The sequence below is a fragment of the Spirosoma montaniterrae genome, assembly GCF_001988955.1.
GTDB lineage: Bacteria > Bacteroidota > Bacteroidia > Cytophagales > Spirosomataceae > Spirosoma > Spirosoma montaniterrae.
Map to the genome: position 1 here is coordinate 4811302 of NZ_CP014263.1, position 13177 is coordinate 4824478.

Genomic DNA, 13177 nt, shown 5'->3' on the forward strand with positions numbered 1-13177 from the left:
GCTACGGAACCCGCACCCGCCCGCCCGCCGACCGGGCCGAAAACTCGGGCGCGTAAAAGCACTGAACAGTAGCCACTCCCGATGAGAAATCGCCTGTATGAACAACGCGTAAGGTGTACTCGAATACGTGTGTTCCGACAGGCAGGTAATGCAGGTAAAAGTCGGTGCTGGCGTCGCGCGGAGCTTCGTAATAACCGAGACCGTTCTGATACTTGTAGCCCGATAGTGCGCTCATCGGCTCGAAGCCCGATGCACGGCTATCTTTCAGATGCACGTATTGCATGTCGCGGTCGTTGCGAACCTCTACCCGAACGCGCACCCGGTCGCCGGGTTTGAGCGGAGTTTTGGCCGTAACAGGCGTGCTGACGGGGCCAGCCGGACCGTCGCGCTCAACAAACAACTGTTTGGTAAGCGTCAGGTTGCCCATCGCAGCTTTTACGTCAGACGACGGTATAACCCGGTCGAGCGGTTCGAAATGCTGGTAATAAATTCCGCCCCAGGCCGGGCCACTGCTACTTTTGCTTACTGTTATAATGCCAAGTTCGGGCTTGATATCCGCAGGTTGGTACGTGATTTTCTGATAGTCTGTCGGGCCATTGGCCGCTGTTTCAACGGGTTTTCCGCCTACTTGCAATGCCGTGGTGGATTTCGTTTCCAGCCAGTCATCGCCGTTGAGTAGCAGCGCGTAAATAGCCTCGGTAGTGGCTTTGGTGCTGGGCCACGCAGTAGTACGTTTCTGGCTCAGTAGCCACTGCTTCATAGCATTCACGGCCTTCTGATCGGTCAAAATTTCCGAGAACGCTTCAATTAGTAATGCCTGCGTTTCAATGGGAGCCTGATGCCAGTAGTAGCCTGCCCGGTTGTCGGGCCAGTACATACCGAGTTCGTCGGATTGGGCAGCCCGCTCGTTCAGTGATTTCAGGATAGAAGCAGGCGTCTGACGGTCGCCAAGCCGGTGCAGAGCCAGCGCGGCCAGAGCTTGTCCGTAAATGCGTTGCGTTTGCCAGTTTTGACCAACATACGTTTGCAGGTAGTCGCGCGTGGCTTTGTCGGTAATGGGCGATTCGGTATAGAACGAGCGGGCATACAGGTATTGCACCGGCCAGAAATCGCTGGTGTTGCTACCTGTTTTCTTTTCCTGCTTTTGCCGGTCGACCCACTGTTTAGCTTCGGCGTCGACATAGCGTAAGGCCCGGTTTTGCAGGTTTCGGGCCATGTTTTGCTGCGTCTCGGGCAGTTTAACGCCTAATTTTGCCAGATGCCCAAAGCCAGTAAGCAGATGCACTGAGATGGTGCGGTCGATGGGCATGCCCGAAAACCACCTGAAGCCGCCCTCGGTAGTTTGTAACTGTTGCAGTTTGTCGAGAGCCTGTTGCTGACTGGCCCTCAGCGCGTCGTCCTGTAAGAACCGGCCCAATTGTGCCAGTTGCAGATTTTGGTGGCGGGCGTCGCGTCGCCAGGGGGTTTCGTCGAGCGTTACGCTTTTAAGTTCAGCGTTGGTTTCGAGTGGGTTGGCAGGGGCTTGTTTGGCCCAGGTTTCGGCCAGGCCACGAATTTCAGGGCGGGCATTGATGATATGGCCCGCCAGCGCGTTGGCGTAGAACCGACTAAACAACTGCTCGGCGCATTCATATGGAAACTCGGCCAAATAGGGCAGTGATTGAAGGGCTGTCCAGACCGGATTGCCCGTGAGCTCAACCGTCAGGCGTTCGGGCTGTGCCGGTAGTTCAGGATTCTGGTTTACGAGGGCTTTTAGCCGCACCTCTTTTTTGCCCGGACCATTTACGTAAAACGGCTGACTATCCAGCACCAGCATCCGGTTGGGCAGCACAGGCACGGTACGTTCTTCGGCGTCGGAGAAATCACCGGACGTAGCTGATACGCGAAACGTGACGTTTTCTATAGTCTGGGGCACCACCATCGTCCAGGCGAGGGCAGTGCTTTGGGCAGGGGCCGTGTTGAATGATTGAGCAACTGACTGTTTGAATAGCTTCGCTGTTATGTTCTGGCCGGTGGCGGGGTCAAAGGCGTCAAGCTGAGCGGTGCCAGTCAGCGGTTTGTTGGTCAGGTTATTGATACGTGCCGTGAGCCGGAGCGTATCGCCTTCGCGCAGAAAACGCGGCACGTTGGCCGAAATCATCAGCTCTTTTTGGGTTATGACGGTGCGGTCGAGCGAGCCGGTTTTCAGGTCAGGCGTGTGGGCGAAGGCCAGTAGCCGCCAGCGCGTGAGGGCTTCAGGCATGGTGAAGCTGAGCAGCACCCGGCCCTGTTCGTCGGTTTGCAGTTTGGGAAAGAAAAACGCCGTTTCGTTGAAATTCCGGCGCGGGTTGGCGGGTGGTGCGTCGGTTTTGGGCTGCTGGTCTGGGGCTGTATCGTTCTGGTCGTTTGTTTTTTCGGCGGCAACAGCCTCTCGCAGTTCTTCAACTCCTTGAGGTACGTCACCATCAGCACTCACCTCAGCTACGGCCCCTTTTAGCACACGCGGAGAACCCGGCGGTGCAGCAGCCATTGCCATATTGATAGATCTGTTTCGGGGGCTTCCATAACCAACCCGAACTACTTCGTCAAGGCCACCACCGAAGCCCATAAATAAGCCTCTTTGTGCGCCGACAGAACCCCACGACAGCGCATCGTATCTGCGTGCCACTGGCTGAATATCCCGGTAATCGTACCGAAACAGATTGCCCATCAACGTGTTGAAACCCATTGCCGACCAGGCTGGCATTGGCTGAGCGGGCTTTTGATATGGCGAGCCGGGCCAACTAAGCGGTACAAACGCATCTAACGAAGCATCGTACAGGGTTGCTACTGTTTCGGCTATCAATTTGTCTTTGCCCGGTCCGCTGATGCGAAGCGTCCATTGTTCGGGTTGGCCGGGCTTCAGGTGATCGCGGAACGTAAGTGTTTCGATCTTCAGATTCCGGTCGGGTAGCGGCACCGATATGGTTTTTGAGAGGTCGTACACGCGCCCGTCCTGCACCCGTGTGAACGCTACGACGAAGCCACCTACAAACGCTTTTGTCACTGGTATCTCGACCCGCACCGGCTCGGCTGCCAGCGTAACCCAGCGTTCTTCGCGGATTTGGCCGTTCTGCACCACCCGCACGAGCGCGTGTCCGCCTGGACCTACTCCGCCGTTATTGACCCAAAACACGGTTTTTTCGCCCGGTTTGGTTTCGGGTGTTACCGTTTTCACCCAATCGTCGGGCCGGGCGTTGACGATGGGGTTATTGGTGGTCGTAACCGTGAAATACTGTGTCAGTGTAGCACGCTCACCAGCCGCATCCGTCACGCGCAGGTCGGCGGCATATATACCGGCAGGATATTGACTCGCGGTTAGTTTCAGTGTATCCGTGTTGCTGATCGATACGGTGTCAACAGCCGCGCTTTTCGGCCATTCAGGCAGTTGATCTTCATCGGCATACACATCGTTTGGAAACAGTTTTTTGAACTCGCTGCGGCTCAGGGCAAATCGGTCGGGTTTCTCCCACAGGCGTTTGCGCAACGGTTCGCTGGGTTTTTGCAACGGGCTGATGGTTAACTGACCTTTCACGGGTACGCGCTCGCCCCCGGCGTTCGTCACGCGAAGAGTCAGGGAACGGTCGCGATTGTCGAGGTCGGCGGGCAGGTCGAGCGCAGCGGTCAGGGCCGAATAGCCAATCGTCAGCGTCTGTTCGGCGGAGCGGGTTTCGCCCGTTCGGTCAGTAACGTCGAACGTAACGGTAAACATAAACGACGGATCATCGGCACGGTCAACGGTCAGATCAGGCTGGGCCGTGAACGTAAGCGATACCGCACCGCTGACATCGGTTGCAAGGGTGCCGTTCATGATTTCGGTTTTGCGCCCACCCCGGCCCTCGCCGGGCCGATACCAGTCCCACCAAATCCATCGGGGCCGCTGCCGACGCACTACCCGGTAGCGTACCGACGCCCCGTCGACCGCTGCCCCTGCAAAAGTTTTGGCCGTAGCTGATACAGACACCACCTGACCAAGCTTGTAGCTGCCTTTTACTGGATCGATCTTCACCTCAAACGTCGGGCGTTTGTATTCTTCAACCCGGACACTGGTAGAGTTATTTTCGAGACGGATAGTCATAACTCCCAGCAGTCTTCCTGCCGGAGCCGTGAACTGCCCGTCAATTGTGCCGAACGCGTTGCTTGTCAGTTTCAGCGACGCCACTTTTTCGCCGTTTACGTCGGTCAGCGTGGCCTCGGTTTGTGCGTTGGGAACTACCTGCAACGAGTCGGGCGTACCCCGGTAGAGTACGGCTTTGAAGAAGATGGTCTGCCCCGGTCGGTAAATGGCCCGGTCGGTGAACAGCAACCCCCGAATCTGCTCCTCGTTGGTCGATGAACCGCGCTGATAACCCGGCCAATACACCCATTCGGTATAGACCGTATCGCGCTTAGTGCTGATGCGAAAACAATAGTTGTGGTTGCTCGTCACAACCTTGTTCGGTACTTCCAGACCCCCGGTTGCCGTTGTTCGATACGTGCTGATGCGTTCGTGGTTGCCAGTGCGGTTATTATTCTCCAGCAAATCGACCCGAATGTTTGCCATCGGTTGCCCCGTTTGCCGGTTAACGACGTACAATTTTGGGTCGTGAAAAAACTCGTTATAATCCGTGTACCCGTTTTTGGCGGGCTTTTCGCTGGCAAGGCTAACTGGTTTACGACCAATCAGATAGCCGATATTTGTTACGGTCAGGCGCGTGTATGAAAGCAGCGTAGTGGTGTCAGCGATCCGGGCCGATGGCGAAACCAACACAATGTAATGTCCTGTTGGTAAGGCTGGTAGCGCAATTTCGGTGCGGTGTTCCTGCAAATCGCCGTCGTTGGGCAGACGTACCGACCCGGTTTTTACGGCTGCTCTCTTCAGCAACTGCGCATGGAATGGCTGCTGCTGGGCGTCATTAGTTGTATACAACCGTCGTTCATTTCGGAACCATTCATCAACATGAACCGACACAATTCGATAGTGTAGCGTTGGCACGTTGCGATACGCGACCGACGTGCGAATGGGCTGGTCGGGTGCATTGCCTTCTTCGACGGTCAGTTGCAGCGAACGAGCGTTAAGCCGGTCGAGCAGTTTACGCAGGTTGGTTGTTTCGGTGCCTGATTTCGGGAAACGGCGCAGCAGGTCGGTGGTGAGGTCGGCGGCTTTTCGTCGCCAGCCACCTGTTTTGGCACGATCACCCCGGTCGGCCCAGAACTCGCCCAACGCAAGGCCATAGAACACCTCGGCAGGTTGATTTTTATGGATCTGAATAGCCCGTTCAAGCGTTTGTTGATACAGGTCGTCTTTGTTTGGAACAGTGCTGTATTGATGCACGAACGCCAGCCGCTGTGCGTCGACGTCAGCCATTGGCAGGGCATTGGTCCGGTGAAACAGGGTTAGTTCCTGATACAGCCGCAATGCCCGAAACTTCAGCGACAGCGAATCCGTACTACGCAGGGGTTGGGTTAAAAACGTCTCAGCATCAGCCAGATACGCCGATTGGTCTAACTCAAACCGATTGGCTGGTCGGGTGATGTCGGGTTCGGTATTTTTATAAAAACCCAGTGCCCGATGTGCCAGAAAGTCATAAAGCGTTGGCCGGAGCAGTCGGGCATCGGCATCGCCTTTCTGCACCACCACGTCAAACGCTTCGACAGGCGTTTTTTTGAGTTGTTCCGCCCCATTCAGCGACGCTTCATAGGCCGCTACGGTTTCGTCCACCAACCGGCGCAGGTTCCAGGTACGCGGATCATCAGACCCGGCATCATCGGTATTGCGCTGCCCGAACTTCCAGCGGTTTTGTTCGTAATAATGCCAGTAGGTTTCGGCCAGAATCGATTGCAGAATATTCCGGGCGGGCGAATCCACGCCGGTAGCAGGCGTATCGGCTATATCGCGCCGGAGCAGGTCGATGATTTCGGCGTAGGTGTCTTCGGTAGTGTAGGGTTGATACACTAACCGATGCATAGCGGCTTTCACCGTCTGCGGGTGGTTTCGCGTAGCTTTGGCCTTAGCGTAAATGCCGTTTACAACTTCCAGTGCCGACTTTGGCAACCCTTTTTTGGCGAGCGAATCGGCTCGCTGCCACTCGCGGGCAAAGGTTAGGTCGGGAGGGGTGTTGCGCGGTTTATTGGGTTGGGCAGACGTAGCCAATGCGGTCAGAAACAGCAGAATGGTGAGTAGATGGTTCATAGCTGGGGGCGGGCCGGTGGCCTGCGTACTCATGGATGCAAGTACGCCAACTTTTCCACACGCGCTGTGGCTATGATGCTGTTTTGAGCGAAAGGGTTTAATTATATAGAGATAACGTCTTGTATTACCTGCCAATGCCGATTCAGAGGGGCGGCTCTACATTAGGCAAACAAATCGGCTACAGTAAACTGAAAATCAGGAATGACCGGCGCGGCTGAAATTACATCGGAGCCTTTAAAAGCTTTCGACTCGTCGGGCGAAGTATAAACGTAGATTTTTTTCTGCTTGGGAATCACATACCAGACCAGCCGCGCACCTGCATCGAAATAATCCTGAATTTTTTCGAGTACATCTTCATAGAATTCGGAATCGGAAAGAATTTCGATGGGGAAAAGCGTTCGCTGACGCTCACCGTTTGCCGTTGCTCTGATTTGCGCCAGCGAGAAATAAGCCAGATCAGGCCGACGCTTACGAGTGTTATCTACGTAAGAATCCATCTCGGGCGTTAGTTCGTCGCCCGCCTGATAGGCAGCCGTTGCCGCGAAAAGACGGGTTAGGAACTTCAGAATCAGATATTCAGCTTGCTTCATGTCATTCTTTTCAATAATTCGGCCCCGCACAAATTCATAGCTGCCTTCGTGCGGATGCTGCTGCTCCCACTGCTCAAACTCATCGACGGTCTGGAGCGTGGTAGGCAGCGTTCGGAGTGCTTCAAGCGTTGACAGCATAATTGGAGTCGTTGATTACTGGAAAGGTACGAAGTTAGTAGAAAGGGCGCAAACAGGCCAGGCCACGTAGGCCGTGCGCTGTTTGCGCCCTCCACATTTGCTACTGCTTCAGCAGAAATGCGGTCAGGTCGGCCAGTTGCTGTTTAGTCAGACCCATTGCATCGGGCGTGGGCATGAGACTGGTTTTATATTGCCGCCGTGAGAACACGTCTTTTGTGGGGATGGTGTGCTTCTGTCCCGTCACGCCTTTTACAATAACCGACTGATCGCCATCACTGACTAAGAAGCCGTAAAACGTCTGCCCTTTTTTGGTTGTAATCAACCAGGGTTCATAACCGAACGCAATACCCGCACTGGGATTGATGATGGCATCGAGCAGGGCATTCTTGTCGAATTTCTGGTGAATCTGCGTCAGTTCCGGCCCTACGTCGTTGCCCTCCCGACCGTGGCGGTGGCAGGTAGCGCAGTTGGCTTTGAACACGCCCAGGCCATTGGTTCCGTTGCCTGTCAGCATAGCAATCTGCGCAATTTCGGGACTACTAACTGCCTCAGATGCTTTGGCCGATGCCGAACTTCCCGACTCGCCCGTCCCCGTTTCGCTCAGCTTTTCGCTTTGAGGGGCAAAATACTCCTTCGCCATCGTTCTAACGCTCTGATCGGGGTTTTTAAGAATAGTCGGACCTACGGCTCGTAACAGGTTATCAGGCAGTTTTTTATCAGCCGCCAGCCCAACCAGAATCTGACCACCTTCGGGGGTGCGTGCCATGTCGAGAGCCACACGCCGTTTTTCGGTATCGGACTTGTATTCGTCTAACAGAATCTGCCGTTTTGCCAGCATCTGCTGTTCTGCCGATGAAACTTTCATAGGCATCACCTCGTCCCAGTTCAGGAGCGTAGCCCAGTCATTGCCGCGTCGGAAACCTGTCCAGTATTGCGCCTGAGCCGCTACGTTCTTATCCGCCGATCTGGTCAGTTCCACCATAACGTTAGCCGCTGCGGGCGTGTTGATGAACCCCAGCGTTGTCATGGCCTGTTGTCGGGCATCGGCAGTAAGCGAAGGGGCTTCAACGCGTTTTTTTACTAAATCGACCGCCGTTTTGGGGTGTAATTCCCAGATTAGATTCGCTGTTCGCTGGTCCCACTCGGCGGGGTCAGCGGGCAGAGCCGGGCGCAGGTCGGCGAATAAGCTTTCTTCTTTACCATCGGCAGCAATACCCAGTGCTGTCAGGTAATAGCGATCCTGCCCGTCGTAGCCTTTCACGAGATTCAGCAGCATATTGCGGCAGTCGGCATAAGGCACGTCGCGCAGGGCAATGGCAACTTCGCGCCGAACGGCAGCATTTGGGTCGATGCTCAGGTTGCCCAACAGCGGCATCAGTGCTTTCTGCGAATCGGTCAGGCCCGAATTGGCTTTCGAGTTTTCGGGGGTGATGCTCCGCAACGCCCGCAACGCCGTTATTCGCATCATGGCGTCGCCCGCTTTCAGTAGTCGTTCTACCTCAAACTGCCCTTCGGCTCCGAGGTGCGCCATCAGAAAAATGGCCCTTGCCCGATGGTAAGGATTTGGTGACGACAGCACGGCTTTTACCGGCTCCAGCACTTTTTCGCCCTGCTGCCGCAGCAAATCGAATCCCAGCATCCGAACGTTTACGGCGGGATTTTTCAGGGCTTCGATTTGTCCCTGCACGGTACGCAGATCAAGGCGGGGTACGCGTGGATTCTGGCCCCGGCGCGTGATGCGGTAAATGCGCCCGTATCCTTTGCCATCTTTCATCTGATGACCTCCCACCACCGGATCGTACCAGTCGGCGATGTATAGCGCACCGTCAGCGCCCACGGCCACGTCGCTGGGCCGGAACCATTTGCGGGCGTCGTTTTCAATTTTATCCCACTTGTAGTTTTCGTCGACCTGCGGAAACGTGCTGATGAAGTCGGTACGGGGCATTCGGTAGCCTGCGCCCCAAAGTTCGGGTTTGTAGCCAAAAATCACGTTACGACCCGCTTCGGCACTGAGCAGCATTCCCCGGTACTGAATGCCGAGCTCGTCGCCTTCGTACACCACTACACCCGTCGGCGAACCCGCGCCGGTCATATCGCCAACCGGCATAACGCCGGGGTCGTCCTGGTGCCAGTGCGCTGTTGGAATGGTCTGACCGGGGCGTTGGTCGGCTTGCCAGTAACGGGTTCCATCGCTGCTGAAATAGCCCGCGTTGCCGCCTTCCATGAGCCAGCTTGTGCGGCAGGCCACCACCTGATCGTCGTTGTCGTTCTGCCACATGTTGCCATACGAATCGAGCGCGGTTTCGTAGTTGTTACGGAAATTGTGGCCCATCACCTTCAGACCCGACCCATCGGGGTTGATGCGCAACGCTAGGCCACCGACCCACACGCGCCCGTCGTCGCTGACCTGTTTGCCATGATTAACAGTGTTGTATGGCGTTCCGCCTACGTACAGGCTTCCCGACCGCAGCGTCCAGCCGTCTTTGTCGGTCACAACGTGTGGCCCGGCGTTACCGGTGTTGAAGTAGTACTTGCCATCTGGCCCGGCCACTAATGCGTGCAGGGAGTGATCGTGGTCGAGACCGCCAAAACCCGTGAGCATCACCTCTTTACGGTCGGGTTTGTCGTCGCCATTGTCGTCGGTGTACACCACCAGATTGGGCGAACACGATACAATCACTTTGTTGCCAATTACCGCAATGCCGAGGGGCGACACCAGATCGGGGTCGGTCACGAAAATTTTGCGCTCGTCGGCCTGCCCGTCGCCGTTGGTATCTTCCAGAATCACAATACGTTCGCCCTCCGGGTGATTCAGGCGTGTTTCGGCCTTATTGTTGAATTTCCGGTAGTTTACGGCCTCTGTGACCCACACCCGCCCGCGTGCATCGACATCGATATTCGTTGGATTGAAGAACATCGGTGCTTCGGCCCAAAGCGCGGCTTCGAGGTCGTCGGGCAGATACAGCCGGGTCGAGTCGCTGCCAAGCGCGATGCTATACTGTCGTTGTGGTTCGGCAGGAGCAACAGACCGCGTTGTTTTTGGCTGAAACGCCTGCATTGCCAGCAGTAGTAATGCGGCTGTCGTGAATGCGAAAGGGGCTGTTATAGACAGTGTTGTTCTCATAAATATTGTTCCCTGAGCATAGTTAGAGACCATGCCCAACCGGGTATCTTTCAACCGAACACGTTTCGAACGGTCTTGTTGTTTTCGATATAACTTTCCAGCATGGGTTTGCCCGACGGCACGGCCCCTTCGATTACCAACCAGCCCCTGTAGCCGATGTTGTCGATGGTTTGGCGTACTTTCGCTAAATCGACCTGACCTTTACCAATCAGCGAACCATTTTCCTTAATATGAATTTCGCAAATCTGGTTTTTGCCGAGGTCGCGCATTTCCTTAAAGATGTCATACCCCATCACGGTCGAATTGCAGACGTCGTAATACACCTTCACGGCAGGCGACCCTACGGCGTCGATGATTGCCATGTGCTCCGGGGCCGACAACCACGATTCGATGCCCAGCGTAATGCCCGCTTTTTCAGCTTTTGGGGCTACAGCTTTCAGTTTGTCGATAACCGCCTGTTGACCCTTTTTGTCGTTACGCAAGTCGTTTTTAGCAAAAAAAGCCAGCAAAATGTTCTCCACGCCCAGGTCTTTAGCTACATCGACGCTATCCTGCACCCACGCATCGGTTTTCGATTCGAGCTTGTAGGGCACCTCATTGAGCAGCCCAATGGCTAACCCACCAATCTGAACGCCTGCTTTTTGGGCTGCATCGGCAAATTGTCGGCGGGTTTCGGGCCGGCGGAGGTGTTCCTGATCGGCCATCGTATTCAGGCTGATCTGAACACCGTCTAAGCCGATTTGTTTTGCTACCGCAAACGTATTGATGTCGCCCGCCGGACCAATCGACCAGTCGCATGCCCCGATCTGGAAGCGGGAGGCCCGTTGGGTAGCGGGCGCAAGGCTGAGGGCCAGGCTCTGCGAACGAAAAACAGTTAACGCGCTTAGGCTGAGGGTGGCCCGAAAGAGGTCGCGACGATTCATAATACGGCTTGTGTAGGCTATTGTTGAAAAAGGACAAATGAAAAAAATTTACCCGCCTTCCAACCGTTCCTCTATTGACCGGGTCTTTGGTCTGTAACGCGTTATGCAGGATGAATACCGATTAGTGGACGGGTGCCGTCGGCAAGACCGAACCGTACAGCGACAGCTCTATGAGCGGTTTGCCGGAAAGCTCTTTGTCGTATGCAAACGATACATAAAAGATGCCGACGAAGCCGAAGATGTGTTACAGGATGCATTTGTGAAGATTTACCGGCACATCGATACGTTTCGGTTCGAGTGTCCGCTGGAAGCCTGGCTTAAGCGCGTGGTGATTAACACGGCTTTGAAGCACATACGAAAACACAAGCCCTGGGAAAACCCTGCCGACGTGCAGGAGATGGCTCCCGTGCTGCCACAGGCCGACGAAAGTCTGCCCGCGTTAAACTACCAGTATTTGCTCGGGCTGATTCAGGAACTGCCGCCCGGCTGCCGAACGGTATTTAACCTGTATGCCATTGAGGGCTATAATCACCCCGAAATTGCCGCGATGCTCGACATTGCCGAGGGGACCTCAAAATCGCAGTATGCACGGGCGCGGAGCCTGTTGCAGGAGAAACTGAAAGCGGACAGCCGCCCAACAGGCCGACCCGTAATTGATGAGTGAACAGTACTACCTGATGAACAGACCTTGAGAATGAGTGATATAGAACAAAACATACCGGACGATTTCTGGCGACAGGCATTTGATGAAGCTGCCGAGACGCCCCCGCCCCGTGTGTGGGACGCTATTGAACGCCGGTTAGACGAATCTGATGGGGCGAAGGTGCTGCCTCTGTGGGCAGGCGGTGTGGCATCGTCGGCTCTGTTTGGCTGGGGGATGCGGGCGGCTGCGGCTATTGCCCTGCTGCTCATCGGCTGGTGGGCCGTTCGGTCTGTCGATGAAACGCCCGTCGTACCGAAGCAACAGCCCGCTCAGGTTGCCGCAAAACCACAAAAACCACAACAGGAACCGTCGGCTACGGTGCCGCTCAAATCGGCAGACGTCCATGCGCCAACGGAGCCATCTGTTGCGGCTGCTGCGCCCAAACGAGTTGAGAAGAAAATGCCGTCGAGGATGAAGTTGGAGAATCAGCCATTGTCCGTAGCTCCTGATTTAGCACTGCGGCAACGGGCCATTCTTACGCCTGACGTGTATTTTCCGTCTATCGTTCGTCAGCGCGAAGGCATAGAGACCGTACCCGATTTAGCCGTAAGCGACGAAACGCCGTCTTTACATAGTGACCGAACGGAGTCAGCAGCCACCTTACAGATTGACTTGCTGAAAAGCCGAACCTTCGCCACCACCGAATCAATGCCTATTCACCGGATTGTCTGGTTCCGACCGGCTGAAGCCGAACAGGAGCCGACGGAGGTGAAGCAGCAATCGGAAAAACGGGAGTTTTGGGCGTCGGTCAGCCTGATGCCGGGTACGTTCAATCCGTCGGTAATGGTTCAGGCACCTGTTTTTGCCGCTAACACGTCGTTCGTGAACAGTCAAGCTTCTGTGAGCCAGCCATCCGTGCAGAGCCGGGCTAACTTCTCGGTAGCGTATCAGGCTGGCGCGGGCCTTCAACTGACCGAACGCTGGTCGGTCGAATCGGGGGTGGGGTATCTGGCGGGGCGGTCAACGGTCGAAAGCCCAACGCAGGGGTATTACACGCAGTCGGCTCTCTTAGGAGCAAATACGGCAAACCGTAATTTGTATGCCGATGCCCTGCAAAACAGTTCGGGCAAAGTGGTTTTGGCTGATGCGGTTAATAGCTTAGGCAGTTTTTATCAGAACCGGATTCAGGCGAACTACAGTCAATATAACCGGCAAACGCTGAGCAACGATTTTCAGTTTGTGCAGGTGCCGGTGCAGGTAGGTTATCAACTGCGCCCCCGAAAGCGGTTAAGCATGGCTTTGCTTGGCGGTTTTCTGACGAATATTTTTGTTCGGAACACGGTTGATAATGAATTGGTTATCCGCTCAGGAGATGGAGTTTACCGGCCTCTGTCGTGGGCGGCTTCGGTAGGTGCCCGGTTCCGGTATCGGCCTTCGCGCCGGTGGTCGGCATCGCTGGCGGGCCTGTATCAGCCTACGCTGGGTGCAGCCACCCGGCCCGAATCGCAGGTGCAGAGCCGCCCCACTACTACGGGTATGAGTTTTGGTATTGACTATCATTTTTGAGCC

6 protein-coding genes are annotated in these 13177 nt (G+C 55.4%); 2 read left to right on the top strand and 4 right to left on the bottom strand.

Annotated elements, in window-relative coordinates; genetic code table 11:
* Position 1: 1 nt before the first annotated feature.
* The 4 genes from AWR27_RS20730 to AWR27_RS20745 form a co-directional block, all read right to left on the bottom strand.
* Positions 2-6223, bottom strand: coding sequence for an alpha-2-macroglobulin family protein (locus tag AWR27_RS20730; RefSeq protein ID WP_232325888.1), 6222 nt, complete (start codon positions 6221-6223; stop codon positions 2-4).
* A 128-nt stretch (positions 6224-6351) separates the two neighbouring features.
* Entirely contained in the window at positions 6352-6918 is a 567-nt protein-coding gene (locus AWR27_RS20735; protein ID WP_077132951.1) for a Uma2 family endonuclease, read from the bottom strand.
* A 100-nt stretch (positions 6919-7018) separates the two neighbouring features.
* A complete protein-coding gene (locus AWR27_RS20740; RefSeq protein WP_077134116.1) occupies positions 7019-10042 on the bottom strand; it encodes a PVC-type heme-binding CxxCH protein in 3024 nt (1007 codons plus the stop codon).
* A gap of 50 nt (positions 10043-10092) precedes the next feature.
* Entirely contained in the window at positions 10093-10965 is an 873-nt protein-coding gene (locus AWR27_RS20745; protein WP_077132952.1) for a sugar phosphate isomerase/epimerase family protein, read from the bottom strand.
* A gap of 103 nt (positions 10966-11068) precedes the next feature.
* Here AWR27_RS20745 and AWR27_RS20750 point away from each other — a divergent pair, with 103 nt between their 5' ends.
* Both AWR27_RS20750 and AWR27_RS20755 read left to right on the top strand, forming a co-directional pair.
* Positions 11069-11629: an RNA polymerase sigma factor gene (locus tag AWR27_RS20750; protein ID WP_077132953.1), complete on the top strand. Its 561-nt coding sequence runs from the start codon at positions 11069-11071 to the stop codon at positions 11627-11629.
* Positions 11630-11659: 30 nt separating this feature from the next.
* Complete coding sequence (locus AWR27_RS20755; protein WP_077132954.1) at positions 11660-13174, top strand: hypothetical protein; 1515 nt, start codon at positions 11660-11662, stop codon at positions 13172-13174.
* The last annotated feature ends 3 nt before the right edge of the window (positions 13175-13177 follow it).